This is a genomic window from Xanthomonas sp. BRIP62418 (genome assembly GCF_003993495.1).
Classification (GTDB): domain Bacteria; phylum Pseudomonadota; class Gammaproteobacteria; order Xanthomonadales; family Xanthomonadaceae; genus Xanthomonas; species Xanthomonas euroxanthea.
Window position 1 is genome coordinate 51,320 of record NZ_QEZG01000025.1, and the last position, 25,393, is coordinate 76,712.

Genomic DNA, 25,393 nt, shown 5'->3' on the forward strand with positions numbered 1-25,393 from the left:
GAATTCATGAAGCCCGCTGCGCATGCCTGCGGCGCGCAGGCATGCTGCAGTGCGATAGGCTTGCGTACATGCCAAGCGATGAATCGACATGCGGGACGCAGGTGCCCGTGCAGGGTGGGCAGGGTTTCTGGCGCGATCCGGCGTTGCCCTTTGTCGAACTGCGCCAGGTGATCAACAGCCGCAGCCTGTGTTATGCCGCGCATACGCACGAGCAATGGTCGGTGGGCGCGGTCGACCGCGGGCTTGCGCGTTATCGCAATGGACGCGTGAGGGCGCAGGTGGGCGCGCGGTCGCTGACCCTGATCAACCCGGGCGAGGTGCATGCCTGCAATCCGGATCAGCAGCAGGACTGGTCGTTCCGCATGCTGTATCTGGACGTGGCGTGGCTGCGCGAACAACAGCGCGCACTCGGCCTGGCCACCAACGCCGATGTGCACCTGCTGGCGGCACCGCTGTGCCAGACCCCGGCAGCCTATGCCGCCTTCGACCGCATGCATGCCGTATTGACCGATGGCAATGCCGACGCGCTTGCACGCGAGAGTGCATTGATCGCGTTCGTGGCGCGGCTGCATCTGCATGTGGAGCCGATGAGTCGCGCGCTTGCGGTCGATACCGGGCCGATGCGACGGGTGGCCGAGTATCTGCAGACCCATCACGCGCGTGCGGTATCGCTGCGCGAACTGTGCACGCTGGCCGGGATGCCGGCGCCGCGGCTGATTCGCGGCTTTCGCCAGGCCCACGGGATGACCCCGCATGCGTATCTGCTGGATTGCCGTTTCCAGCGTGCACGCGAGGCCTTGCGGCGTGGCGGAGAGATCGCCGAAGTCGCCTATGCGCATGGCTACGCCGACCAGGCGCACCTGCAGCGCAGCTTCAAACGCGCCTGGGCGGTGACACCGGGGCGTTATCGCAATGCGGTCCCTAGTTCCATCAGCAGATAGACCGCGCTCAGTACAAGCAGCGCAGCCAACACCCGATTCAAGCGCCGCAGCTGTTTGGGCACCTGCACATGCCGGCGCAGCGCTGCGCCGGCCAGCAACCAGCACGCCAGCGAGGGGTAGCAGACCAGCGCATACACCACCGCAAAGCCCGCCAGTTGCGTGGTGCCTGTCGTTGCATACAGCGCAACGCCGGAGGTCGCCGCCAACCAGGCCTTGGGGTTGAGCCATTGCATCGCCGCACCGGTCCAGAACGAGGCGGCCGTGCGCGGCCTGGCCGTTTCGATGACGCCATCGTCGCGCAGCAGGCGCCAGGCCATGTAGAGCAGGAACCCCACCCCTGCCAGATGCAAGGCACGGCCGAGCAGCGGCCAGCGCAGCAACACCTGCTGCAGTCCCAGGCCCACCAACAGCAGCAGCGCGACGAAGCCGACGGTGGCGCCGATCACGTGGCCATGCCCGGCACGCGCGCCGGCACTGGCGCCGGTGCTCAACGCGACCAGGTTGACCGGGCCGGGCGAAATCGAGCACACCAGCGCAAAGCTGGCCATTGCGACAAGATGGTCCATGGCGCGGAATCCGTAGCGGGGCGCACCAGCATGGCTGGCGACCGCAGCCGCGGATTGAACAAAATTTCGATGGGCGGCCGCTGCGGCCGTCGCATGATCGGCAAGCGCAGCGAACGGGCGGCGGGCGGGCTGCGCGCAAGACCAAGGGGCCGGTTCGATGCCGCCGCCCCGGGCGCCGATGGTTGCCCTGCAGCGATGCGGCCGGCAGGCTTCCGCGTTGTCAGCCGGAGGCGGCTTCTTCGCGTAGCTGCTCGGCGCGCTCGGCGCCCAGGTATGCGCCGATGGCGCGGCGCGCCAGATACAGCAGCGGGATCAGTGCGATCGCAAAGCCCATCTTGTACACGTAGTTGAGCGTGCTCACCGCCAGAAACTGGTCGATGGACCAGTGCTGCGGTCCGAGCACGAAGGCGATGTAGATCACCACGAAGCTGTCCACCAGTTGCGACACCGCCGTGGAGCCGGTGGCACGCAGCCACACGTGCTTTTCGCCGGTGGCGCGGCGGATGCGATGGAATACCGACACGTCGATCAACTGGCCGAACAGGAACGCCACCAGCGAGCCGCCGATCGTCCACAGGCCCTGGCCGAACACCGCCGCAAAGGCCGCCTGGTAGTCGGGCACGCCCTGGCCCTGCGCCGCAGTGACCCACCAGGCTGCCGGCGCCAATGCGATCGCGGCAAACGCGAACACGAAGCCGTAGCCGATCAGCACCACCGCCACCCACGAGATGAAACGCACCCCGCGGCTGCCGAAGAACTCGTTGATGGTGTCGGTCATGATGAACACCACCGGCCACAGCAAGGTGCCGGCGGTGAAGCTGAGCGAGCCGGTCTGGCCGAACAGGTTCCAGTTCAACGGCGCGATGCCGAGCGTGTCTTCCAGCGCGAAGATCTTGACGCCGATGAACTCGGCCAATGCCGCGTTGACGCAAAAGAACGCGGCCAGCGCAATGAACAGGCGGACCGCACGATCGTCGAGGGTACGCGGCCGTGTCATTGCGTCAGCGATCCGCCGTGCGGGTGAAGGGAACCGAGTCGGGCGCCACTGCGCCGCCGGAGATGATGAAGCTCATGGCCTGGTCCACGCTCCAGTCGGTGGGCGTGAGCAGCTCCACCGGCACGATCTCCAGATAGCCGGAGGTCGGGTTGGGCGTGGTCGGCACATACACCGCCGCCAGCTCGCGGCCGGTGCCCTGTTCCTTGATCACCCGCGTGACCAGGCCGATCGACTTCATGTCGCGATGCGGGAAGTCGATCAGCACCACGCGTTGGGTGCTGCCGGGCTGGGTCTGCAGGATGTCGAGCAATTTGCGCGCGCTGTCGTAGACCACGCTGGCCAGCGGGATGCGCCGCATGATCGCCTCGAACCAGCGCAGCAGGCGCTGGCCGATCACGCGCCGGCTCAGGATGCCGACGAACAGGATCACGCCCACGGTGGCGATCAGCGCGATGGTGTTCTGCACCCACAGCGCCTTGATCCAGCCCAGATAATCGGGGAACGAGGCGGCGATGCGTTCGGACAGCGGCACCACCCATGGGCTGCTGATGCCCGACAACAGCGAGAACACGAACTTCACCACCACCCAGGTCAACCAGACCGGCAGCAGGGTGAGCAAGCCGGTCAGGAAGACCCGTTGCAGGGAAGGGCGGGAATGCGGGGGGGATTCGGACATGCGCGCATTGTAGGCATTCGGCCGTGCCCGGTGCAGGCGCGCGGCGCGCCTTGTTCGCCGGGGAGACGGCAAGTGCGCATCGGCGTATGCCACTCGCAGCTCTGTCCGGGCCGCTCTAAGATGGCGCAGCTCATCCACGGACGGTGCCCGCGCATGCTCGCCAAATTTCTCAAGTCGGCCCTGCTGGGGCTATGCATCCTGATCGCCCTGCTGGTGGCCCTGTACGCGATCTCCGCGCGCTGGCCGATTCCTGACGCGCAGCGCCAGGCGTTGGCGCAGATCGATCAACCACCAGCCGCACCGCCGGCAGGCTCGAATCTATTTGCTGCACTCTGGTTGCTGCCGTATGTCGTCCCGGCTACCGAACAGGACGTCGTGATGGAACGCGATCTGCAGCGGTTTGCGAACGCCAGGACTGCGGCCGGTTTTGTCAGCGACGCAGCGCGCTATCCGCGCACGCCGCCGTGGCCAGCCGCCGCACCGCCCAAGTGCAACTGGTCCACTCCAGACTGCCTGGACAAGGTGCGCGCTCAGCCCCAAGCCTATGCCGATGCGCTGATGTCACAGGCACCGCTGTTGCAGCGCGCCGCCACGCTGTCATCGCGTGACTATTACCGCAATCTGTTTCCGACCCGTGCCGACACACCGCTGCCGGAGTTGCAGGGGTTGAGTGTGCCGATGACCCAGCACGCGCTGGACTTCGTCCAGGGCCACCAGCAGGCTGCGTTGTCTGGCGTGTGTGCGGACGCACAGGTGGCGCGCGTGCTGTTGCGCGGTCAGGACACACTGATCGCGACGATGATCGGGGCAGCCATGTTGCGCGGTAACGCCGAGCTGTTCACCGACATGCTGAGCGAACTGCCGTCGACCCAGCCGTTACCTGCGCGTTGCCAAGCGGCATTTGCGCCGTTGACGATGGATGAGACCAGCCTGTGTGGAGGCCTACGCGGCGAAGCACGCTTGGTCAGTGCCAATTACCGCGCGGTCGTCGAAGCCGGCGGCGACCAGCGGCGCTGGTACGACAGTTTGGTGCCGCCGCTGCTGGACGTTGAACGAACCCGTGCACTGACCGCGCCGTATTACACCTGGGCCTGCCACACCGACGTGCGCACGCAGGTGGAGCAGGACCGCAAGGTGCCGACCAGTGCCATACCCGCCGCGCCAACAGTGACCTTCGCCTGTATCGCCAACGCAATCGGCTGCCTGTTCGCCGACGTGGAGCATATGGATAGCGCGCAGTATCAATGGCAGTTGCAGGATCTGGCCGCGACAACGCGGCTGACCTCGGCAGTGCTGTGGCTACGTGCGCATCCCGCCGAGCAACAGACGCTGGCGCAGCGCCTGGATCAACTGCCCGCCACGCTGATCCGACCAGGGCGCGACATCACCGCTGGCGAAGATGGAAAGACGCTAGAACTGCCGCGTTACGCGCGCAGCGATCACGCCAACCTGCAGGTGCCATTGGCGGCAAGCAAGGTGGCACAGGCAGCAGCGATGCAGGGCAAGCCGTGACATTTGCGGCTGCAGAAGGCGACACCAGGGCAGGCAAGCACGCGTCGCTGATTGCATAACGGACAACGCCACCCAGGAACGGATCCCGGACGGCGTTGTCAGTCGCTACATCAGTGTGATGCCCCTGTTTAGAACCGGAAATTCAACCAGCCCATCACGAAGGTCGAATCGCCGTAGCCGGCTTTTTCCAGCGCGGGCCCTGCCATCAGGTGTTCGGCGCGGAAGGTCACCGACCAGTTGGGGTCGATGTTCCAGGTGGCGTTGATGCGCGGCATGGTGCCGATGCGGCGCTCGCCGGTGTTCTGCGTGCGTGCGTAGGCGCGCGCCTGGTTGTTGTAGATCGCATCGCTGGTGGTCTGGCGCCACAGGGTTTCCCATTCCAGGTTCACGGTGAGCTTGGACGTGGGCGAGAAGGTGAACGTGGGCGCGGCGGTGACCAGGTTGACCGGGCCGAAGAACGTCGCCCAGCTGAAGTAGATCGTATTGCCGTACAGGAAGTTGTTGTTGCGCAGCGTGCCGGTGCCGGAGGTGCCGCCGCCGCCGGAGGCGATTTCGCTATGGAAGCCCAGGCGCGGCTTCCAGCCGTTGTCGCTCAGCGTCCACGCATTGGAGGTGCTGGCCATGTAGGCACGCAGGTCGCGCCCGCCGTAGCTGCCGCGCTGCACGGTCACGAACGAGTCGGTGCGCAGCTTGCCCACATTGCCCCACAGGCGCAGCCCGTAGTAGTTGCGGTTTTCTTCGGCGGTCTGCCGGCCCCAGACCTGGTTGTCGTTGCGGAACTGGTAGAAGAACGGCTCCAGATACATCGGCTTGGCGGTCGGCATGCGCCAGCCGCCGACTACGCCACGGAAGTGCCGCGAGCGGTCGATGCGATCATCGCCCAGGCCCTCGGTGCCATCCAGGTTGAAGTTGAAATCGAACAGGTCCACGCGGGTCTTTTCGCCGATCGCCCAGGCGCGCACACCGTTGAAGGTCACGAAGATGTCGGTGTTGTCGCGCAAGGCCATCAGCGTGGTGGGGCCATCGACAAACACCTGGCGGCCCACGCGCAGGCCGAGGTCGGCATCATTGACGCGTCCTTTCACATCGAAAAACACCTGCTGCAGGATCGCGTTGTTTTCCTGCGTACCGGTCTTGGCGCCCTCGTTGCGTCCATCGAGGCTGCCGTGTGCCAGTTCCGTGTACAGACGGAAGTGCTCGCCAATATGGAAGTCGGCACCGAAGAACGCGCGCAACAGATACTGCTGCTGCGAGTGGCTGCCGGGAATCAGACCGGGATTGGTGATGGTGTTGCTGCGCACGCGCAGTTCGTTGCTGAGCGAGACATACACATCGCCCGATTCATTGAACGGAATGTACTTGAGCGGATCGAACGGGCTCTTGCGCTTGGATGGATCCTTCAGATACGACCAGTCCTCGGCCCAACGCACCTGCCACATGTTGCCGCCCTGCTTGGCGCCCCAGCCCTGCGCTTCGAGCGGATACCCCTTGGCGGGCGCGGGCGCCGCAGGAGCGGCGGGCGCGGCCTTCGCCGGTTCCGGCTGGGTCTGCTCGGCATTGACCGGCGCGGTCTGCGCCTGCGCAAACCCCAGTGCCGGCAGTGACAACCCGATCGCCAAGCACAGGCACCGGGTGGCGCCAAAGGAAGTTTCAGCCATGGCCGGCTGTGCCAAGCGTGCTAGTCGCATCGTGTCGCCCTATCGAAAAAGTGAGTCGTCTGAGCAAGTGGTATCGGCCCAGTGGGCAATGACTGTAGTGGAGCGCTGCCGCAAAGGGAGTAACCCAATGGTTCTAAGCACATGAGCGGGGATTGGGGAGTCGGGATTGGGGATTCGCAAAAGCGGGCCTGCAAATAACGCGCCAGGTCTTCTTCAGTTCGCTTGAGTCGTGTACGGAAATTCTCGGTTGCTTGCCTTGCAAATCCCCAATCCCGATTCCCCTATCCCGGCCCGTGACTACCGACATATTCACTATTCCTAACTTCGCAATAGCATTGCCTTCGACCTGGTGGAGCTGGCCGATGAGCGAATCCGATGCCTGCCTGCGGAAATTCCAGAAGGAGCTGAGTACCGGCACGGTGTCGCTGGCCTTGCTGGCAGTGCTGGCGCAGGCCGATGCGCCGCTGTACGGCTTATCTGATCGCCAAGCGGCTGGAGCGGCTGGGTGGCGTGCTCAGCGGCACGCACAGCGCGCTGTATCCGGTGCTGCGCAATCTGGACGGCGCAGGGCTGCTGCACAGCCATGTCGAGCCTTCTGCGTCCGGACCGCCGCGGCGCTACTACCGCATCACCCAAACCGGGCGTGATTGCCTCCGCGACTGGAGCGCCGCCTGGCGCGCCACCCGCGATTCCGGTGACGCAGTGCTGGAGGGGACCTACTGATGACAGGCACGTCCATTGCCGACCACCAGTCCCGATGACCTTGTGCAAGTGCGCCAGCCCTGGCCTGCGCGGACCCGGCGACGCTCCAGGATGCGCTCCACGATGCCGAACCGGGAAGGGTTCATGGCACTCCTGCGGGCGGTGAGGGCGGTGAGGGCACCGCGCACGCGACCAGTCCTCTGGGTTGGCGCGAACCAGGCATCTGTGCATAAAAAAAACGCCCCTCGATCGGTCTCGATCGAGGGGCGTTTTTTGTTGCCGGTCAAGCGCGTTTGCCGCGCTTGCGGATCGGGGTGACGGTGGCCGGATCGCGGCTGCCCACCGGGTCGGCATCGTAGCGAGCGATGAATTCGCGCACCTGCGGGTACACCACTTCGCGCCAGCGGCGGCCGCTGAAGATGCCGTAGTGGCCGGCACCTTCCACCACCAGATGACGGCGATGCGCCGCGTCGATCCCGGTGCACAGATCGTGCACCGCTTCGGTCTGGCCGAGGCCGGCGATATCGTCCAGTTCGCCTTCGATGCTGAGCAGTGCGGTATTGCGGATCGCCGAGGGCTTGACCAGCTGGCCATCCACTTTCCACTTGCCCTGCGGCAGCAGGAAGTCCTGGAACACCACGCGAATGGTGTCCAGGTAATACTCGGCCGGCATGTCGAGCACGGCGTTGTATTCGTCGTAGAACTGCCGATGCGCCTGCGCGTCCTGCAGGTCGCCCTTGACCAGGTCGGTGTAGAAATCCCAGTGCGACATCACGTGCCGGTTGGGGTTCATCGACAGGAAGCCGGCGTGCTGCAGGAAGCCCGGATACACCTGCCGGCCATGGCCCGGATACGGGAACGGCACGGTGTGGATCAGGTTGTTCTGGAACCACTCGATACCGTTCTCGGTAGCCAGGTTGTTGACCTGGGTCGGGCTGCGGCGCGCATCGATCGGCCCCCCCATCATCACCAGCGAGCGCGGCGTGGGCTCGTCGTTGGTGGCCATCAACGACACCGCCGCAAGCACCGGCACGGTTGGCTGGCACACGCTCACCACATGCAGGCGCTCGGCGCCGATGTGACGGATGAACTCCTGGATGTAGCTGATGTAGTCCTCGAGCCGGAAGGCACCGGCTTCCAGCGGCACCATGCGCGCGTCCACCCAATCGGTCACGTAGACCTTGTGGTTGCGCAGCAGCGTGCGCACGGTGTCGCGCAGCAGGGTGGCATGGTGGCCGGACAACGGCGCCACCACCAGCACGGCCGGCTGCTGCTTCATCGTGCCGATCAACTCGACATGGTCGCTGAAACGCTTGAAGCGCAGCAGACGGCAGAACGGCTTGCTCAGCACTTCACGTTCGATGATCGGCAGCGAGTGGCCGTCGACCTCGACATCGTCCAGCGCCCAGGCCGGCTTTTCGTACTCCTTGCCCAGGCGATGGAACAGCTCATTGCTGGCCGCCATGCGTTCGGCGCCCGGGAGCGAGGCCCACAGACTGTCAGGGTCGGAAAACATCTTGGCGTTCGCCTGGGCCTGGTGCACCCAAGGCGCTAGCAGATTGCGGGTCAGCTCGTGCAGTTGATAAAGCATTCCACCCATCCGTGCGGCTCTTTGCTGCCGCGCAGCATACCCCCTTTGGCGCATTTGCACCTTAATGGGGCTGCGGACGGTAGAGGCTGTCATCCAAGCTGTGGCAGGCGCGAGCGCCCTGATTTGCCGCGATTTTGCGTTGCCGCCATCGGAGATCCGTCGGACGACGGCGCCGGGCTGGAAGTGCGCGTTCTCGCAGAGCCGTGCGGACTGCCTGGCAGGCTCCTCGGCCTGCGGGGAGGGCGAGTAAGGCAAGGGGTGTGGCCCACACGCACTCAACTTCCACCAGGCTTCGTGCGTACCCGCATCCGCCCCTGCGGGGGCACCTTCTCCCGCCGGGAGAAGGGAGGAAGGCCGCTTTCCTGCGGGCAAGGGGTGGCGGGAGGGCGCGCGGCGAGCCGCTCGCCTCGCCATATGTGCCTCAGCCAGCCAACGTCCTGCTCAGCCGCGCTCCAACGCGGACGCTTCATCGGCCAATTGCGGCGACAACCAGCAGTGCGAACCGAGTGCAGCAAACCCCACGCTGGCAAAGCGGCGCCGATACCAGCGCGCCGGGCGCGCCTGAAAACCCTCGTGGTCGCCCTCGAAGGCGTCTTCGTCGGCAAATGTCTCCAGAAACGCCACGCCCGCGCACATCTCGGCCAGCCCCGGCAGCCCCTGGTTGAACTCGCGGGTGGGCACGTAATGCAGCACGTCCGAGCAGATCAGCAGATCCACCGGCGCGCAGGGGCGCAGCCAGGCGAAATCGCCGAAGTGGGCAGGATGGATCTGCCGGCTGCGTCCGTAACGCTGTACCGCATAGGCACTGCTGTCGAAGCCCAGATAGCTCAGCCTGGGGCGCAAGGCCAACAATGGCGCGCGCCAGGCCGCCTCGCCGCAACCGATATCCAGCACGCTGCGGATCGGGCGCTCCAGGTAGTACTCGGCCTGGCTCACCGCCAGTGCGACCTTGCGTCGCAGGCGCGCAGGGTCGGCCAGCCCCGCATCCCTGTACCAGCGGCGGAAATAGTGGGCGTCGTACTGCTTGTCGTCGGGTTCGGACATGGACCTCAGGTGCTTTCGCATGAGCGGATGGGTGAAAATGCGGGCCATCCTACGCCAGCCAGCGAAGCCAGCACATGACCCTGTACCTGTGGATCAAGACCTTCCATCTGTTGTTCGTCACTGCGTGGATGGCGGCGGTGTTCTACCTGCCACGCATCCTGGTCAATATCGCCGAAGCCGGTGCCGAGCCTGCGGTACGCACACGCCTGGTGCTGATGGGGCGCCGCCTCTACAGATTCGGCCACAGCATGCTGGGCCTGGCGCTGCTGCTGGGCGTGGTGCTGTGGCAGGGCTATCGGGTGATTCCGGATTTTCCGACGATGGTGGCCGGTGGCTGGCTGCACGCAAAACTGTTTGCGGTGGCCTTGATCCTGGCGCATTACATCGTGGCCGGGCGCTGGTTGAAGGGCGTGGATCAGGGCCGCAGCCTGCCCAGCGGCCGCGCGCTGCGGCTGTTCAATGAAGTGCCGGTGGTGTTGCTGGTCGCGGTGATCTGGCTGGTGCTGGCCAAGCCGTTCTGAGCGTTGTTGAAGTACAGGCAGCGCGTGCGTTTGCCTGACGCAGTCGATGCGCAGCGACGATGGCGATGCGACCCCGGGGGGGGGGCAGGCCGGCACCGCGTGCCGACGGCGGGCATCACCTGGGCGCGCAGTGGCCGACACGCATGGGAGACAAGCCGGGATCCGGCGACGTCTGCAGCCGCACACCTGGATCAACACCGCCAGGAACGCGAACGCGATCAGGATGAAGATCCAGTACAGCGGCCGCCTGCTGAGTACGACATGCGCGCAGCAGGCGGCCTGCAACACCGGTGACAGGAGAGGCAGGGCTTATTGCGACCAAGTCCTTCCTCGATGACCAATCGTCTTGCTCGCTGGCGATGGTGCACGCAGCACTATCGCCTCGACGTATCGCCGATCAGTTGCCTTCGTAGGCACCGTAGCTGCGCAGGCGCTCGTAACGACGCTGCAGCAGGCCTTCGACCGGCAGCTTTTCCAGCGCTTCCAGCTCATTGAGCAACACGGCCTTGAGGCGCTTGCCCATCTGTTCGGGATTGCGATGCGCGCCGCCGGTGGGTTCGCGGATCACCTTGTCGACCAGGCCCAGGCCCTTCAGGCGCTTGGCGGTCAGCCCGAGCTGCTCGGCGGCGTCCTTGGCCTTGGCCGCGTCCTTCCACAGGATCGAAGCGCAGCCTTCGGGCGAGATCACCGAATAGGTGCCGTATTCCAGCATCAAGGTGCGGTCGCCCACGCCGATCGCCAGCGCGCCGCCGGAGCCGCCTTCGCCGATCACGGTGCAGATCACCGGCACTTTCAGTTCGGCCATCTCCAGCAGGTTGCGCGCGATCGCTTCGGACTGGCCGCGTTCCTCGGCGCCGATACCGGGGTAGGCGCCCGGGGTGTCGATGAAGGTCAGCAGCGGCAGGCGGAAACGCTCGGCCAGCTTCATCAGGCGCAGCGCCTTGCGGTAGCCCTCCGGACGCGGCATGCCGAAGTTACGGGCGACCTTGCTCTTGGTGTCGCGACCCTTCTGGTGGCCGATGATCACCACCGCGCGGCCATCGATGCGGCCCAGGCCCCCGACGATCGCCTTGTCGTCGGCATAGGCGCGGTCGCCGGCCAGTTCCTGGAATTCGTCGCAGATGGTGTTGATGTAGTCCAGCGTGTACGGGCGCTGCGGGTGGCGCGCCAGCTGCGAGACCTGCCAGGCCGACAGGTCGCGGAAGATCTGTGCGGTACGCACGCGCAGCTTGTCGCGCAGCGCACGCACCTCGGTGTCCACGTTGACTGCAGGGCCGGTGCTGGCCTTGCGCAGTTCCTGGATCTTGGCTTCCAGATCGGCGATGGGTTGCTCGAAGTCGAGGTAGTTAGGATTCATGCAGTGGTGTCGTCAACGTAAGGCGGGGAGTGTAGCTGAAGCGGTGCCGTCGGCCCGTACGGAGCCGTTCGGTGGCATGGCCGGGATTGGGCATTCGGGATTCGGGATTCGCAAGAGCACTATCGCGGCTTCGACGTGGCAGTAGACCGCCGTTGCGAATCCCCAATCCCGAATGCCCAATCCCGGCCCCTCACGCCCACGGAGGGTTGTACTTGATCTTCAGGGTCCGCACCGCGGGATCGGCGCGCAGGCTGTCCATCAACTGCTGGTCGATGCGCACCGAGTGGCTGCCGTTGAGGTCGAGCATGCCGGCCACCCCACCGGTCGGGGCGCGCAGCAGCAGGTCCAGGCGCAGGGGGGTCTTGCCGGGGCGGTGCTTGGCCAGCAGAGCGTCGATGCGCTTCCAGGCCTGCTTCTCGCGCAGGTCCAGGCGCAATGACAGGCGTTGCGCATGGTCGGCGCAGATCTGCTCGTAGTCCCAGCATTGGCGGATCCGCAGGCTGTAGCCGCCGTTGAATTCGTCCTCGCGCAGGCCGCCCTTGACGATCAGGATGCGGTCGCGGGTGAGCAGGTGCCCGAACTCGGCCATCGCATCGGAGAACGCGCTGCATTCGACCCGGCCACGGCCGTCTTCGAGCTGCACGAACACCTGGCTGTCGCCCTTGCGCCGCACGCCGATCACCTGGCCGGCCAGGATGGCGCTGACTTCCGGGCGCCAGGCGCGTTTTTCGCCATCGCCACCACCGCCGCCGCGTTGTTGCGAGGCGAGGATCTTCTCCAGCGACCCCAGGTCGCAGCCGACCAGCTCGCGCACCTCGTCGCGGTGCGGGTCGAACGGATGGCCGCTGAGATAGAAGCCCAGCGTTTCGCGCTCGCCGGTGAGCAGCTGGCCCAGCGGCCATTCCTCGCTTTCGGGCAGGTCCAGGCGCAACGCCGGCGCGCTCGGGTCCGGCCCGCCGAACAGCGAGTTCTGGCCCGAGGCGCGCTCGCGCGCCAGCTGCTCGGTGGCCTTGACCACTTCCGGCAGCTGCAGCATCAGCGAGGCGCGGTTCTTGCCCAGCCCGTCCATCGCGCCGGCATTGATCATCGCTTCCAGGGTGCGCCGGTTGAGCTTGGCGGTGCCCACGCGCGTGCAGAAATCCAGCAACGTGGTGTAGGGGCCACCGCGCTGGCGTTCTTCGACGATCGCCTCGCAGGCGCCCTGGCCGACACCCTTGATCGCGCCCAGGCCGTATTGAATCGTGTCCGGGCTGGCAGCTTCGAACATGTAGGCCGACTCGTTGACGCGCGGCGGCTTGACGGTCAGGCCGAGATTGCGCACCTCATCGAGAAAGCCGACCACCTTGTCGGTGTTGTCCATGTCCGAGGACAGCGTCGCGGCCATGAATTCGGCCGGGTAATGCCGTTTCAGCCACGCGGTCTGGTAGCTGACCAGCGCGTAGGCGGCGGCGTGCGACTTGTTGAAGCCGTAACCGGCGAACTTCTCCATCAGGTCGAAGATTTCGTCGGCCTTGGCCGCGCCCACCCCGCCCTTGGCCGCGCCCTCGCGGAAGATCTCGCGGTGCTTGGCCATTTCGGCCGGCACCTTCTTGCCCATCGCACGGCGCAGCAGGTCGGCGCCGCCCAGCGAATAATCGCCGACGATCTGCGCCATCTGCATCACCTGCTCCTGGTACACCATGATGCCGTAGGTGTCCTTGAGGATGGCTTCGGTGCGCGGATCCGGGTAGATGATCTCCTGCTGGCCGTGCTTACGCGCGTTGAAGTCCGGGATCAGGTCCATCGGGCCGGGGCGGTACAGCGATACCAGCGCGATCAAATCTTCGAAACGGTCCGGGCGCGCGTCCTTGAGCAGGCGGCGCATGCCCGAGGATTCGAACTGGAACACCGCGCCGGTATTGCCCGAGGCGAACACGCCCTTGTAGGTGGGCACGTCGTCGAGCGGAATGGTGGTGATGTCGACCGGGTCGATGCCGGCGCGCGCATGGCGCACGTTGATCGCCTTGACCGCCCAGTCGATGATGGTCAGCGTGCGCAGGCCGAGGAAGTCGAACTTCACCAGGCCGACCGCTTCGACGTCGTCCTTGTCGAACTGGGTGACCGGATTCTTGCCGCGCCCGTCCTCGTCGTGTTCGGCAAACAGCGGGCAGAATTCGGACAGCGGCTCGGGCGCGATCACCACGCCACCGGCGTGCTTGCCGGCGTTGCGGGTCAGGTCCTCGAGCTGACGGGCCAGATCCATCAGGTCGCGCACGTCGTCTTCGACCTGGTAGCGCTGGATCAGGTCCGGCGAGGCCATCTCCGAGTCCTTGCCTTCGCCCATCGCATCCTTGAGCGTGATGCCCAGGATGTTGGGGATCAGCTTGGCCACGCTGTCGACCAGCCCGTAGCTGAAGCCGAGCACGCGCCCGGCGTCGCGCACCACCGCCTTGGCCGCCATGGTGCCGTAGGTGATGATCTGGCTGACCCGTTCGCGCCCGTACTTGCGTGCCACGTAATCGATCACCTCGTCGCGGCGATCCATGCAGAAGTCGATGTCGAAGTCGGGCATCGACACGCGTTCGGGGTTGAGGAAACGCTCGAACAGCAGGTTGTACGGCAGCGGATCCAGGTCGGTGATCTGCAGTGCCCAGGCCACCAGCGAACCGGCACCGGAACCGCGCCCCGGGCCGATCGGAATGCCCTGGTTCTTGCCCCACTGGATGAAGTCGGCCACGATCAGGAAGTAGCCGGGGAAGCCCATCTTGATGATGGTATCCAGCTCGAATTCCAGCCGGTCGACATAGTCCTGGCGGGTCTTGCCGGGCGCGATCGGGCTCTTTTCCAGGCGTGCGGCCAGACCGTCGCGCGACTGGCTGCGGATCCAGCTGTCCAGCGTCTCGTCTTCGGGCACCGGATAGGCGGGCAGGAAGTAGGTGCCCAGGCGCATCTCGATGTTGCAGCGCTGCGCCAGCGCCAGCGTGTTGTCGATTGCATCGGGCACGTCGGCGAACAGTGCAGCCATTTCGTCGCCGGACTTCAGGTACTGCTGGTCGCTGTACTCGCGCGGGCGCTTGGGATCGTCGAGCACGCGGCCGGAGGAAATGCACACCCGCGCCTCGTGCGCATTGAAGTCGCTGGCGTACAGGAAGCGCACATCGTTGCTGGCCACCACCGGCAGGCCGCGCACACCGGCCGCATGCAGCGCGAACTGGTTGAAGCGTTCTTCGCCCTGGCGCCCGGTACGGGTGAGTTCCAGATGCAGGCCGTCGCCGAACACGCGCTGCCAGTCGGCCAGCTGCTGCTCGGCCAGGTCGGCGCGGCCCTCGCCGAACAGGCGCCCGGCCAGGCTGTCGCGGCCGGCCAGGGCGAACAGGTTGGCATGGCCGCTCTGCAGCCATTCGGGGTGGATCGCCACGCCGCCTTCGGGGCGGTGGCCTTCCATCCAGGCGCGGGTCAGCAGGCGCGACAGGCTCAGGTAGCCTTCGCGGTCGCGGCACAGCAGGGTCATGCGCCAGGGCGTCATGTCCGGGGTGGCGATCATCACGTCGGCGCCGGCGATCGGCTTGATGCCCACGCCCTCGGCGGCCTTGTAGAACTTGACCAGCGCGAACAGGTTGTTGAGGTCGGTGACCGCCAGCGCGGGCATGTCGAGTTCGACCGCGCGGCTCAGCAGGTTGGCCTGCTTGGCCTTTTTCGGGTCAGCCTGATCCGGTTTCTCGGGCACACGGATGGTGGAATCCGCCAGCGAGAACTCGGTGTGGACGTGCAGATGGACGAAGCGGGAAGTGGACATGCGAGACCGGAATAATGCGGGGTCAGGGTAGCGAGCGTGGTCGGGTCGGACAAGGCTTGACAGCACCGGCGCGGCGCCGCGGCCAGCTGCCACGGGGGCTGGGCGGTGTGGCCGATTCAGGCTGTGGCTAGCTGGATGCAGCGCAGCAGTGGCGATTGCGCGGATCGGGGCGTGCGGGGCTGGGCGTGCGTGACTTGCTGCGCGAAGCCCTGGCTGCACCGGCCGTTTCCGCGCCACTGGTGGGTGGCGCCGGGACCGGGCCAGGGCAGCCTGGAAGGGGGCGCTCAGTCGACCAGCAGCAGCGCATCGGCCGGGGGCGCGCAGGGCACGTCCCACGGCGACTGCGCCGCCTCGATGCCCAATGCACGCCGCACCGGGGCGAAGCTGCGACGGTGCTGCGGGCACGGCCCATGGCTGCGCAGCGCGGCCAGGTGCACCGGCGTGGCGTAGCCCTTGTGCTGGTCGAAGCGGTATTCGGGGTGCTGGACGTGCAGGTCGTGCATCAGGCGGTCGCGGGTGACCTTGGCCACGATCGAGGCGGCCATGATGGCGCGATCGAGCGCATCGCCGCCGATCAAGGCCTCGGCCGGGCAGGGCAGGCCCTTGGGCACCCGGTTGCCGTCGATGCGGGCAAACCCGGCCACATGCGCCACGCCCTCCACCGCACGCCGCATGCCCAGCATGGTCGCCTGGTAGATATTGATGCGGTCGATCTCCTCGCTGTCGATCAGCACCACCGACCACGCCAGCGCCCGCTCGACGATGCGCGCATACAACTGCTCGCGCCGCTGCGCGCTCAGCTGCTTGGAATCGTCCAGCCCGTTGATGCGCGGCTTGCCGGGATCGAACACCACCGCCGCCACCGCCACCGGCCCGGCCAGCGGGCCGCGCCCGGCTTCGTCGACACCGGCGATCAAACGCCGGGATTCGGCATTGGGGATTTGGGATTGGCCAAACAAGGGCGACTGGCGCGCCTCGGCGTGTGTGCCCGAAGCAATGATCTTCACGTTTTTGCTCCTGGCGAATCCCCAATCCCCACTCCCGAATCCCCGCCTTCCAGCAACTCCGCCACCGCATCGGCCGCGCGTGCCGATGCGTCGCAGCGTAGTTCTGCGTGCAGGGCGAGATAGCGTGGTTGCAGGGCGGCGACCTTTTCCGGGTGCTTGAACCAGTCCAGCAGGGCTGCGCACAGGCGCTCCGGGGTGCAGTCGTCCTGCATCAGCTCCGGGGCGAGGTCGTCGTTGGCCAGGATGTTGGGCAGCGCGTAGCGGTTGACCTTGAGCAGGCCCAGCGTCTTGACGATGCGGTAGGTGAGCGGGGCGACCTTGTAGCCGACCACCATCGGGCGCTTGACCAGCATCGCCTCCAGCGTCGCGGTACCCGACGCCAGCAGCACCACGTCGGCGGCCAGCATCGCGGTGCGCGCCTGGCCATCGAGCAGGTGCGACCGCAGCACCGGCAGCGACGAGCGCGACAACTGCTCGGCCAGCAGCTGCTTGCAGCCAGGATTGGCCGCCGGGACCAGCACGTGCAGGTTGGGCAACTGCTCGGACACCAGCCAGGCGGCCTGGAAGAACGTCTCGCCGAGCTTGCCGATCTCGCCATGCCGGCTGCCGGGCAACACCGCCAGCACGGTGCTGGAGGCGGACAGACCCAGCTTGGCGCGCGCAGCGGCGCGATCGGCCTGGTAGGCGATGTCGTCGGCCATCGGGTGGCCGACAAAGCGCGCATCGATGCCGTGCCTGGCGTAGATCGGCGGCTCCATCGGAAACAGGCACAGCACCAGGTCGGCGCTGGCGCCGATCTTTTCCGCACGCTTCTCGCGCCATGCCCACACCGAGGGGCTGACGTAATGCACGGTGCGCACACCGCGCTGCTTGAGCCAGCGCTCGACCGACAGATTGAAATCGGGTGCATCGATGCCGATGAACACGTCCGGTTTCCATGCCAGCACACGCTCACGAAACGCGCGGCGCAGCTTCAGCAGCCGCGGCAGATGCTGGAGCACTTCGGTCAGCCCCATCACCGCCAGTTCGCTGGCATCGAACCAGGTCTGGCAGCCGGCCCCGCGCATCGCATCGCCGCCGATGCCGACGAACTCGGCAGCCGGATAGCGGCGCCGAAGCTGCTCGATCAAGCCGGCACCCAGGATGTCGCCGGAAGCTTCGCCTGCGATCAGCGCGATGCGTGGGGAGCAGGGATTGGGGATTGGGGATTGGGGATTGGCCAGCGCGTCGTGCACGACTTGGCCCGGTGTGGCGAGGACGCTTTGCATCCCCAATCCCGAATCCCGAATCCCGGCCTTCATCGCAACAACGGCCTTTCTGCCGCCTCAATGAACTCGAGCAGCCCGCGCACGTCTTCGCTGCTCTTGGCCTGTTCGGCCAGCTGCAGCTTGGCCTCGGCCAGCGGCAGCCCGGCGACGTACAGCGTGCGGTAGGCGCGCTTGATCGCGGTGATGCGCTCGGCATCGAAGCCGCGACGCTTGAGCCCTTCGTTGTTGATGCCGCGTGGGCGGCCCAGCGATTCGCTCCCGACCATGGTGAACGGCGGCACGTCGCCGTTGGTCAGCGCGCCCATGCCCAGGAAGGCGTGCGCGCCGATCCGGCAGAACTGATGGGCACCGGCAAAGCCGCTGATGATCACGTAGTCGCCCACGGTGACATGGCCGGCCAGCGTGGTGTTGTTGGAGAACACGCAGTGGTTGCCGACATGGCAGTCGTGCGCCACGTGGGTGTAGGCCAGCATCCAGTTGTCGTCGCCGACCACGGTGATGCCGCCACCGCCGCCGGTGCCGCGATTGATGGTGACGAATTCGCGGATCACGTTGCCGTTGCCGATCACCAGTTCGGTGCGCTCGCCGGCGTATTTCTTGTCCTGCGGTTCGCCGCCGATCGCGGCATGGCCGATGAAGCGGTTGTTGCGGCCGATCCGGGTCGGGCCGTGGATCGAGCAATGCGGCCCCACCTCGGTGCCCGCATCGATCTGCACATCGGCGCCGATCAACGAGAACGCGCCCACGCGCACATCGCTGGCCAGTTGCGCCGACGGATCGATGACGGCGGTGGGATGAATCAAGGGTGCTTGATCACGCATCGTGTCTCACCTCCAAAAACGGGTTATTCCTTGGCGCCGGCGCACATGATTTCGGCGCTGGCCACGACTTCGCCGTTGACCTTGGCCTCGCCGTAATAGCATCCCATGTTGCGGATCAGGCGCTTCATCTGCACTTCCAGCATCAGCACGTCACCCGGCACCACCTGCTTGTTGAAGCGGGCGTTGTCGACCTTGACCATGTAGAACAGCTTGGATAGCGCGTCGCGCCCCAGCCCGAGCTGGGTCATCACGCCACCGGCCTGCGCCAGTGCCTCGATGATCAGCACGCCGGGCATCACCGGGCGGGTAGGAAAATGGCCCTGAAAAAATGGCTCGTTGATGCTGACGTTCTTCTGCCCGACGATGCGCTTGGCTTCCAGGTCGAGGTCGACAACCCGGTCGATCAGCAGAAACGGATAGCGGTGCGGGATCAGCGTCTGGATCTGGTTGACGTCAATCGGCAGCTCGTAAGTGGGGTGACTCATTCTTTCTCCTTGCCCACAGCCAGGATGCGCCTTGCCAGCACATCGAGTTGTTTGAAGCGCGCGGCATTCTTGCGCCACGTGCGATTGTCGGTGAGAGGGGTGCCGGACGAATACTCGCCCGGCTCATGGATGGAATTGCGCACCACCGACTTGCCGGTGATCACGACCTTGTCGCAGATCTCCAGGTGCCCGACCACGCCGACATGCCCGCCAAGCAGGCAGTAACGGCCGATCTTGGCGCTGCCGGCGATTCCGGTGCAGCCGGCGATGGCGCTATGTGCGCCGATGTGGCAGTTGTGCGCGATCTGCACCAGGTTATCCACGCGCACGTCTTCTTCCAGCACGGTGTCTTCCAGTGCACCGCGGTCGATGCAGGTGTTGGCGCCGATCTCGCAATCGTCGCCGATCACCACACCGCCCAGCTGCGGCACCTTGATCCAGTGGCCGGCATCCATCGCCAGGCCGAAGCCGTCGGCGCCGATCACCGCACCGGGATGGATGCGCACGCGCTTGCCCAGGCGCACCCGGGTGACCAGGGTGACGCGGGCGAGCAGCTCGCTGCCGTCATCGACCACGCAATCCTCGCCGATGATGCTGCCGGTGCCGATCACGCAGCCATCGCCCACGCGGCTACGCGCACCGATGCTGACGAACGGGCCGACATGCGCGCTCGGCGAGACCTGGGCACTGGAATCGACCACGGCCGACGGGTGAATGCCCGGTTCGCGCACCGGCGCCACATCGAACAAGGCGGCAATCTTGGCGAAGGCGGTGTAGGGATCCTTGGCGACCAGCGCGGTGCCGCGTGCGTCCTGCGCATCGTCGGCGCGCAGCACCACCACGGCGGCCTGGCTCTGGCCCAGCTGCGGCCGGTAGCGCGGATTGGACAGGAAGCTCAGTTGCCCGGCGCCGGCATGCGCCAGGGTGGCGACGCCACTGACTTCGATGGCGCCATCACCGATGACGGTCAGACCAAATTGTTCGGCAATCGCACTGGCGGTCAAGCGCATCAGGGTGAACCTCTTGTAAGTGTGGGAGAGCCGCTTTAACGGGGAGAAAACACCATTAAACAGTTCCCAACAAAGCCTGCGTATCTAGGGTCCTGTCGCAATCAAGCGGCCAATCCAGGAACACGCATATGAAAACCGTTCTTTCCATCCTTGGTGGTCTGGTCATGATGGGCGCGGTCGCAGGTGCATCGGCCCAATCCTTCGATGTCGAGCAGGGCAGGGCAACCGGTGAGCAGCAGCTGCAGTGTCTCAGCCTGCCTGCCGGCGACATCGCCAGCTGTCTGTCCAACACCGTCTCCACATGGTTGGACAGCTGGTTCTGACCGGCCCACATCCAACCGGTGATACACGGGCGGCCCGCTTGCGCGGGCCGCCTTCTTTGTTGCCGTTCGCTATTAGAACTGGCCGCCGAAGGTGAACTGCAGACGTTCGATCTCGTCGTTGTCTTCCTTTTTCAGCGGGAATGCGTAGCTGATCGAGATGGGGCCGACCGGGGCGCGCCACAACAGCGCCACGCCGGTGGACGCACGCAGCTCGTTGGCCTTGAAGTTGTCCACGCCGTCGTAGACGTTACCGAAGTCGAAGAACGCCGACACGCGTGCCGACGGGCTGTCGAACAGCTTGGGGAAGTACATTTCCACCGAACCGACGGTCTTGAACGAGCCACCCAGCGGCTGGCCGCGCGAGTAATTGACAGTGCGTTCCGAACGGGGGCCCAGCGTGTTGTCTTCGAAGCCGCGCACCGAGTTGGTACCGCCGGCGTAGAAGTTCTCGTAGAAAGGCAGCCCGGTCGCAGTGACAGTACGGATCAGGTTGCTGCCGTTGCAGCCTTGCTCTGTGTAGGTGGGGATGTTGTTAGTGTTGGTGACTACGCCGCATATGTCGCGGCGGCTGTCATTGCCATAACTGTCGCCGTAACCCAGCTCGAAGCGGGTGTTCAACACGATCGCCGGGATGATCGGCCAGTAGTTGGAGATCTGGTAGTTGAACTTGTAGTACTCGACCGTGGAGCCGGGCAGGGTGGTCTCCAGGCCGACGCGCTGGTACATGCCACGGGTGGGCATGAAGAAGTCGTTGCGGGTATCGCGTGCCCAGCCCAGCTCTGTGCGCCAGGCATGGAAGGTGCTAGTACCGATTGCATCGATGTAATTGATGATCGCCTGCGGGGTCTGGCCCTGGAACGTATTGATCTGGTTGCTGTCGATGCCGACCATCGCCGAGACGGTATCGTTCTCGGTGATCGGCACGCCGAACACCACCTGCGCCGAACCATTCTTGCTGTTGTACTGGGCGGTGTTGAAGTCCGAGTAGTCCAGCGAGCGCCAGGACAGGTTGTAGCCCAGCGACACGCCGTCGTCGGTAAAGAACGGGTTGGTGTAGGAGAACGCGTAGCGCTGCTGGTAGCTGCTGCGCGAGGCTTCCACCGCCACCCGGTTGCCGCCGCCCAGGAAGTTGTTCTGCGACAGCTGCACCGAGGTGGTCACACCGAAGCTCTGCGAGTAGCCCAGGCCGAACACGAAGCTGCCGGAGGTGGTCTCCTTGACGTTGTAGACCACGTCGACCTGGTCGTTGCTGCCCGGCACGGCCGGCGTTTCCACATCCACGCTCTCGAAGTAGCCCAGGCGCTGCAGGCGGATCTTGGAACGGTCGATCGCCGCCTGCGAATACCAGGTGTTTTCGAACTGGCGCATCTCGCGGCGCAGCACTTCGTCCGAGGTGCGGCTGTTGCCCTTGTACAGGATGCGGCGCACGGTCACGCGCGGGCCCGGCACCACCTGCAGGTTCACCGCGACAGTGCGGTCCTCGCGGTTCGGGGTGGGGATCGGGTTGACCTTGGCGAAGGCGTAACCGACGTTGCTCAGCGTATTGGTGATCGCATCGGAGGTGTACTCAAGCAGCGCACGCGAGAAGATGTCGCCGGCCTTGGGGATGACCAGGCGCTCGATGTCGGCCTGCGGCAGCACTGTGTCGCCGGTGACCTTGATCTCGGAAATCTTGTACTGCTCGCCCTCGGTGACGCCGGCGCTGACGAACATGTCGCGCTTGTCCGGGCTGATCGACACCTGGGTGGAGTCGATGCTGAAGTCCACGTAGCCGCGGTCCAGGTACCAGGAGTTGAGCTTCTCCAGGTCGCCGGACATCTTTTCCTTGGAGTACTGGTCGTCGCGGCGATACCACGAGGCCCAGTTGTGCTCCTTGGATTCCCAGTTCTCCAGAATATCCTCGTTGGCAAACTTCTCGGTGCCGATCAGGTTGACGTGGCGGATCTTGGCCGCCTTGCCTTCCTTGATCGCAATCGCCACGTCCACGCGGTTACGGTCCAGCGGGCTGACCGTCGGGGTGATCTCGACGTTGTACTTGCCGCGGTTGTTGTACTGGCGGGTCAGCTCCTGGGTCACGCGGTCCAGGCTCAGGCGGTCGAAGGTGCCCCCCTCGGTCAGGCCGATGTCGCCCAGGCCCTTGAGCAGTTCCTCGGACTTGATGTCCTTGTTGCCGGTCACGGTGAGCTTGTTGATCGCCGGGCGCTCCTTCACGGTGATCACCAGGATGTTGCCCTGGCGATCCAGCTGCACGTCCTCGAAGAAGCCGGTGCGGTACAACGCACGGATCGAGTCGGCGACCTTGCCATCGTCCACGGTGTCGCCGCGGTTCACCGGCAGATAGGTGAACACGGTGCCGGAGGCGATGCGCTGCAGGCCGTCGACGCGGATGTCGCTGGCAACGAACGGCTCTGCGGCCTGGGCAACGACTGGCAGGCTGAGGCCGGCGGCGAGAGCGAGGGCAAGCAGGCGGCGAGTGGGAAGACGCGTCATGTCACATCCGGTTGGAGTCGATTTCGGGTGTTGCTGGATGCCGACGTATGACGACGACAACAGGCGGAAGGAGTGGAGCAGCTTCATCGTGGAACCAGGCCGAGGATGTCGTTGTAGAACGCCAGTCCCATCAGCCCGGCCAGGACCGCCAGGCCGACATATTGCCCGGCAATCATGGCCCGTTCGCTGATCGGGCTGCCCTTGACCAACTCGATAAGGTAATACAGCAGATGCCCACCGTCCAAGATCGGGATCGGCATCAGGTTGATGATCGCCAGGCTGAGCGACAGCAAGCCCAGGAAATACAGGAACCAGTCGAGCCCGCGTTCGGCCGAGGCGTTGGCGGCGCGCGCAATGGTGACCGGGCCGGAGATGTTCTTGACCGAGGCCTGGCCGGTCAGCATGCGCTTCATCATGCCCAGCGAGTCGGCGGTCATCCGGCCGGTCTCGCGGATCGCGGCAGGCACCGCGGCGAACATGCCGTACTGCTGGCGGCTGTCGTAGGCCGGCGCTTGCGCTGGCGCAAACCCCACGCCGAGCAGCCATTGCCCCTGCGGCGACCGGCGCGGGGCGATTTCCAGCGCCAGCCGGTCGTCGCCGCGCGCGACCTCGATCATGCCGGTCCCGCCCTGCGCGCCCAGTGCCTGCAGCTGGGCGGGAATCTCGTCGGCCGACCGGATCGGCTGGCCGTCGATGGCCACGATGCGGTCGCCCGGCTGCAGCAGCCCCTGCGCCGCCGAGCCGGCGACCACCTGGCCCACCACCGGCGGCTGCAGCATGAACTGCCAGCCGATACCGGCCAGCGACGCCACGCGGCGCTCGTCAAAGCCGGCTGGCAGCTGCGACAGGCGCAGCGTGTGCTCGCGGTTGCCGGCGCCTTCGGTGGCGGTCAGCACGCGGATGTCGCGCTGGTCCATCGCCGCCGTGGTGAGCTGCATGCTGGCATCGCTCCAGCTGCTGACACTGCGCCCATCGATGCGCACGATGCGCTCGCCCGGGCTCAGGCCGGCTTCGGCGGCCAGACCGTCGGCGCGGCCGATGGTGGCCGAGTAATCCTGCTTGCCGACCACGAACATCGCCCACAGCATCGCCATGCACAGCAACAGGTTGGCGATGGGGCCGGCGGCGACGATGGCGATGCGCTGCCATACCGTCTTGCGGTTGAAGGCCTGGTCCTGCTCGGCCGGATGCACGTCGCCTTCGCGTTCGTCGAGCATCCTGACGTAGCCGCCCAGCGGAATGGCCGCCACCACGAACTCGGTGCCGTGGCGGTCACGACGCATCCACAACGGCTTGCCGAAGCCCACCGAAAAGCGCAGCACCTTGACGCCGCAGCGGCGCGCGACCCAGAAGTGCCCGAATTCGTGGAAGGTCACCAACACGCCCAGGCTGACGATCATCCACCAGACCGAACCGATGAAATCACCCATGGATGCAACTCGGTTGCGTAAATCGATCAGGCATGAAGGCGGTGATTGGCGAGGGCGCGTTCGGTGATCTGCCGCGCTTGCGCATCGGCAGACAGCAGGGTGTCGAGGGAGTCGGCATTGTGCCGTGCGAGCGTTGTCAGTGTGTGTTCGACCAACGCGGGAATCGCTAGGAAACCCACCTGGCCCTGAAGAAACGCTGAAACAGCCACTTCATTGGCCGCGTTCAGGATCGCAGGCGCGGTCCCGCCGGCCTCCAGCGCCTCCCAGGCCAGGCGCAGGCACGGGAAGGCGGCCGTGTCCGGCGCCTCGAAATCCAGCCGCCCCTGGGTCAGCAGGTCCAGCCCGCCAACGCCTGACTCGACCCGCTCCGGCCACGCCAGGCCGACCGCCAGCGTGGTGCGCATGTCGGGCAGGCCGAGCTGGGCCAGGGTGGAGCCGTCGACGAATTCCACCAGCGAGTGCACCAGGCTCTGCGGATGCACCAGCACATCGATCCGGGCGCCGGGCAGGCCGAACAGGTGATGCGCTTCGATCACTTCCAGGCCCTTGTTCATCAGCGTCGCCGAATCCACCGAAATCTTCGGCCCCATCGACCATTTGGGATGTGCGACCGCCTGCGCGGGCGTGACCGCACCGAGCGCGGCGCGGTCCCAGCCACGGAACGGACCGCCGGACGCGGTCAGGATGACCCGGCGCACGCCGCGGCTGGCGTCGCAGGAGCGCAGGCACTGGAAGATGGCGCTGTGCTCGCTGTCGATCGGGATGATCTCGGCGCCGGCCGCAGCCGCGGTGCGGGTCAGCAATTCGCCGGCCAGCACCAGCGATTCCTTGTTGGCCAGCAGTAGGCGCTTGCCGGCGCCGGCCGCGGCCAGCGTGGACGGCAGGCCGGCCGCTCCCACGATCGCCGCCACCACGGTATCGCAGGCATCGCTGGCAGCCAGCGCGTCCAGGGCCTCGCTGCCGGCGTGGGCCTGGGTGGCCAGTCCGGCCGCGCGCAAACCGTCGCGCAGCGCCGGGTACAGGGAGTGGTCGGCGATCACTGCGTGCGCAGGGCGATGGGTGACGCACAGCGCCAGCAGCGCGTCGACCTTGCTGCCGGCCGACAGCACGCTGACACGCAGCCGCTGCGGATGACGGGCGATCACATCCAGTGCCGATGCACCGATCGAGCCGGTGGCGCCGAAGACGGCGACGTGACGGAGAGCAGAGCCAGCCATAT

At 65.9% G+C, this 25,393-nt stretch carries 19 protein-coding genes and 2 pseudogenes; 5 read left to right on the plus strand and 16 right to left on the minus strand.

Annotation, left to right across the window (positions count from 1 at the left end):
* The first annotated feature begins 68 nt into the window (after window positions 1-68).
* Window positions 69-941 (plus strand): AraC family transcriptional regulator, encoded by an 873-nt coding sequence (locus tag EO174_RS03435; protein WP_164740069.1) that lies wholly within the window; start codon window positions 69-71, stop codon window positions 939-941.
* On the opposite strand, the gene EO174_RS03440 is transcribed toward EO174_RS03435, so the two are convergent.
* The 3 genes from EO174_RS03440 to EO174_RS03450 form a co-directional block, all read right to left on the minus strand.
* Window positions 905-1,507 carry a LysE family translocator gene (locus EO174_RS03440; RefSeq protein ID WP_164739655.1) on the minus strand — a complete coding sequence of 201 codons (603 nt, stop codon included), beginning with the start codon at window positions 1,505-1,507 and terminating at the stop codon, window positions 905-907. The two genes, EO174_RS03435 and EO174_RS03440, sit on opposite strands and share 37 nt — an antisense overlap.
* A gap of 220 nt (window positions 1,508-1,727) precedes the next feature.
* Window positions 1,728-2,504 (minus strand): queuosine precursor transporter, encoded by a 777-nt coding sequence (locus tag EO174_RS03445; RefSeq protein WP_104583407.1) that lies wholly within the window; start codon window positions 2,502-2,504, stop codon window positions 1,728-1,730.
* A 4-nt stretch (window positions 2,505-2,508) separates the two neighbouring features.
* Window positions 2,509-3,180, minus strand: coding sequence for a DUF502 domain-containing protein (locus EO174_RS03450; RefSeq protein ID WP_126942252.1), 672 nt, complete (start codon window positions 3,178-3,180; stop codon window positions 2,509-2,511).
* A gap of 153 nt (window positions 3,181-3,333) precedes the next feature.
* Between EO174_RS03450 and EO174_RS03455 the strand changes: the two genes are divergently transcribed.
* Complete coding sequence (locus tag EO174_RS03455) at window positions 3,334-4,692, plus strand: hypothetical protein (protein ID WP_104583464.1); 1,359 nt, start codon at window positions 3,334-3,336, stop codon at window positions 4,690-4,692.
* Window positions 4,693-4,820: 128 nt separating this feature from the next.
* Here the strand turns inward: EO174_RS03455 and EO174_RS03460 are convergent, their stop codons facing one another.
* A complete protein-coding gene (locus tag EO174_RS03460) occupies window positions 4,821-6,380 on the minus strand; it encodes an alginate export family protein (RefSeq protein WP_053045252.1) in 1,560 nt (519 codons plus the stop codon).
* A gap of 332 nt (window positions 6,381-6,712) precedes the next feature.
* Here EO174_RS03460 and EO174_RS03465 point away from each other — a divergent pair.
* Window positions 6,713-7,073, plus strand: a pseudogene (locus EO174_RS03465) (PadR family transcriptional regulator).
* Between the two features lie 262 nt (window positions 7,074-7,335).
* Here the strand turns inward: EO174_RS03465 and EO174_RS03470 are convergent.
* Together EO174_RS03470 and EO174_RS03475 are read right to left on the minus strand one after the other, a co-directional pair.
* On the minus strand, window positions 7,336-8,643 hold the full coding sequence (locus tag EO174_RS03470) for a polyhydroxyalkanoate depolymerase (protein ID WP_039520278.1): 1,308 nt from the start codon (window positions 8,641-8,643) through the stop codon (window positions 7,336-7,338).
* A gap of 441 nt (window positions 8,644-9,084) precedes the next feature.
* The gene (locus EO174_RS03475; protein ID WP_164740070.1) at window positions 9,085-9,687 is read right to left on the minus strand and encodes a class I SAM-dependent methyltransferase; all 603 of its coding nucleotides are present in this window, start codon (window positions 9,685-9,687) and stop codon (window positions 9,085-9,087) included.
* A 74-nt stretch (window positions 9,688-9,761) separates the two neighbouring features.
* Between EO174_RS03475 and EO174_RS03480 the strand changes: the two genes are divergently transcribed.
* Window positions 9,762-10,208 (plus strand): CopD family protein, encoded by a 447-nt coding sequence (locus EO174_RS03480; RefSeq protein ID WP_126942261.1) that lies wholly within the window; start codon window positions 9,762-9,764, stop codon window positions 10,206-10,208.
* Between the two features lie 397 nt (window positions 10,209-10,605).
* On the opposite strand, the gene EO174_RS03485 is transcribed toward EO174_RS03480, so the two are convergent.
* The 7 genes and pseudogenes from EO174_RS03485 to lpxD form a co-directional block, all read right to left on the minus strand.
* Entirely contained in the window at window positions 10,606-11,565 is a 960-nt protein-coding gene (locus EO174_RS03485; protein ID WP_053045248.1) for an acetyl-CoA carboxylase carboxyltransferase subunit alpha, read from the minus strand.
* 190 nt (window positions 11,566-11,755) lie between these two features.
* The gene (gene dnaE / locus EO174_RS03490; protein ID WP_126942264.1) at window positions 11,756-15,340 is read right to left on the minus strand and encodes a DNA polymerase III subunit alpha; all 3,585 of its coding nucleotides are present in this window, start codon (window positions 15,338-15,340) and stop codon (window positions 11,756-11,758) included.
* A 359-nt stretch (window positions 15,341-15,699) separates the two neighbouring features.
* Window positions 15,700-16,347 (minus strand): annotated as a pseudogene (locus EO174_RS03495) (ribonuclease HII); the annotation flags it as partial.
* Entirely contained in the window at window positions 16,344-17,615 is a 1,272-nt protein-coding gene (gene lpxB / locus EO174_RS03500; protein ID WP_164740071.1) for a lipid-A-disaccharide synthase, read from the minus strand. The pseudogene EO174_RS03495 and the gene lpxB, both read right to left, overlap by 4 nt.
* A gap of 29 nt (window positions 17,616-17,644) precedes the next feature.
* On the minus strand, window positions 17,645-18,436 hold the full coding sequence (gene lpxA / locus EO174_RS03505) for an acyl-ACP--UDP-N-acetylglucosamine O-acyltransferase (protein ID WP_126942267.1): 792 nt from the start codon (window positions 18,434-18,436) through the stop codon (window positions 17,645-17,647).
* A 23-nt stretch (window positions 18,437-18,459) separates the two neighbouring features.
* Entirely contained in the window at window positions 18,460-18,921 is a 462-nt protein-coding gene (gene fabZ, locus EO174_RS03510) for a 3-hydroxyacyl-ACP dehydratase FabZ (protein WP_119129019.1), read from the minus strand.
* On the minus strand, window positions 18,918-19,931 hold the full coding sequence (gene lpxD / locus EO174_RS03515; protein WP_126942270.1) for a UDP-3-O-(3-hydroxymyristoyl)glucosamine N-acyltransferase: 1,014 nt from the start codon (window positions 19,929-19,931) through the stop codon (window positions 18,918-18,920). Before lpxD ends, fabZ begins: the two co-directional genes overlap by 4 nt.
* A 128-nt stretch (window positions 19,932-20,059) precedes the next feature.
* On the opposite strand from lpxD, the gene EO174_RS03520 reads away from it, so the two are divergent.
* Window positions 20,060-20,254, plus strand: a complete 195-nt coding sequence (locus tag EO174_RS03520) for a hypothetical protein (RefSeq protein ID WP_104583401.1) — start codon at window positions 20,060-20,062, stop codon at window positions 20,252-20,254.
* A gap of 72 nt (window positions 20,255-20,326) precedes the next feature.
* On the opposite strand, the gene bamA is transcribed toward EO174_RS03520, so the two are convergent.
* From bamA to EO174_RS03535, 3 genes are all read right to left on the minus strand, one after another.
* Window positions 20,327-22,744, minus strand: a complete 2,418-nt coding sequence (bamA, locus tag EO174_RS03525; RefSeq protein WP_164740072.1) for an outer membrane protein assembly factor BamA — start codon at window positions 22,742-22,744, stop codon at window positions 20,327-20,329.
* A gap of 83 nt (window positions 22,745-22,827) precedes the next feature.
* Window positions 22,828-24,174, minus strand: a complete 1,347-nt coding sequence (gene rseP / locus EO174_RS03530) for an RIP metalloprotease RseP (RefSeq protein WP_104583399.1) — start codon at window positions 24,172-24,174, stop codon at window positions 22,828-22,830.
* Window positions 24,175-24,200: 26 nt separating this feature from the next.
* Entirely contained in the window at window positions 24,201-25,391 is a 1,191-nt protein-coding gene (locus tag EO174_RS03535) for a 1-deoxy-D-xylulose-5-phosphate reductoisomerase (protein ID WP_126942276.1), read from the minus strand.
* Between the last annotated feature and the right edge of the window lie 2 nt (window positions 25,392-25,393).

What these genes read in the sequence shown, in the direction of transcription:
- EO174_RS03435 (WP_164740069.1), top strand. Translation starts at nt 69, where the DNA reads ATGCCAAGCGATGAATCGACATGCGGGACGCAGGTGCCCGTGCAGGGT.
- EO174_RS03440 (WP_164739655.1), bottom strand. Translation starts at nt 1,507, where the DNA reads ATGGACCATCTTGTCGCAATGGCCAGCTTTGCGCTGGTGTGCTCGATT.
- EO174_RS03445 (WP_104583407.1), bottom strand. Translation starts at nt 2,504, where the DNA reads ATGACACGGCCGCGTACCCTCGACGATCGTGCGGTCCGCCTGTTCATT.
- EO174_RS03450 (WP_126942252.1), bottom strand. Translation starts at nt 3,180, where the DNA reads ATGTCCGAATCCCCCCCGCATTCCCGCCCTTCCCTGCAACGGGTCTTC.
- EO174_RS03455 (WP_104583464.1), top strand. Translation starts at nt 3,334, where the DNA reads ATGCTCGCCAAATTTCTCAAGTCGGCCCTGCTGGGGCTATGCATCCTG.
- EO174_RS03460 (WP_053045252.1), bottom strand. Translation starts at nt 6,380, where the DNA reads ATGCGACTAGCACGCTTGGCACAGCCGGCCATGGCTGAAACTTCCTTT.
- EO174_RS03470 (WP_039520278.1), bottom strand. Translation starts at nt 8,643, where the DNA reads ATGCTTTATCAACTGCACGAGCTGACCCGCAATCTGCTAGCGCCTTGG.
- EO174_RS03475 (WP_164740070.1), bottom strand. Translation starts at nt 9,687, where the DNA reads ATGTCCGAACCCGACGACAAGCAGTACGACGCCCACTATTTCCGCCGC.
- EO174_RS03480 (WP_126942261.1), top strand. Translation starts at nt 9,762, where the DNA reads ATGACCCTGTACCTGTGGATCAAGACCTTCCATCTGTTGTTCGTCACT.
- EO174_RS03485 (WP_053045248.1), bottom strand. Translation starts at nt 11,565, where the DNA reads ATGAATCCTAACTACCTCGACTTCGAGCAACCCATCGCCGATCTGGAA.
- dnaE (WP_126942264.1), bottom strand. Translation starts at nt 15,340, where the DNA reads ATGTCCACTTCCCGCTTCGTCCATCTGCACGTCCACACCGAGTTCTCG.
- lpxB (WP_164740071.1), bottom strand. Translation starts at nt 17,615, where the DNA reads ATGCAAAGCGTCCTCGCCACACCGGGCCAAGTCGTGCACGACGCGCTG.
- lpxA (WP_126942267.1), bottom strand. Translation starts at nt 18,436, where the DNA reads ATGCGTGATCAAGCACCCTTGATTCATCCCACCGCCGTCATCGATCCG.
- fabZ (WP_119129019.1), bottom strand. Translation starts at nt 18,921, where the DNA reads ATGAGTCACCCCACTTACGAGCTGCCGATTGACGTCAACCAGATCCAG.
- lpxD (WP_126942270.1), bottom strand. Translation starts at nt 19,931, where the DNA reads ATGCGCTTGACCGCCAGTGCGATTGCCGAACAATTTGGTCTGACCGTC.
- EO174_RS03520 (WP_104583401.1), top strand. Translation starts at nt 20,060, where the DNA reads ATGAAAACCGTTCTTTCCATCCTTGGTGGTCTGGTCATGATGGGCGCG.
- bamA (WP_164740072.1), bottom strand. Translation starts at nt 22,744, where the DNA reads ATGACGCGTCTTCCCACTCGCCGCCTGCTTGCCCTCGCTCTCGCCGCC.
- rseP (WP_104583399.1), bottom strand. Translation starts at nt 24,174, where the DNA reads ATGGGTGATTTCATCGGTTCGGTCTGGTGGATGATCGTCAGCCTGGGC.
- EO174_RS03535 (WP_126942276.1), bottom strand. Translation starts at nt 25,391, where the DNA reads ATGGCTGGCTCTGCTCTCCGTCACGTCGCCGTCTTCGGCGCCACCGGC.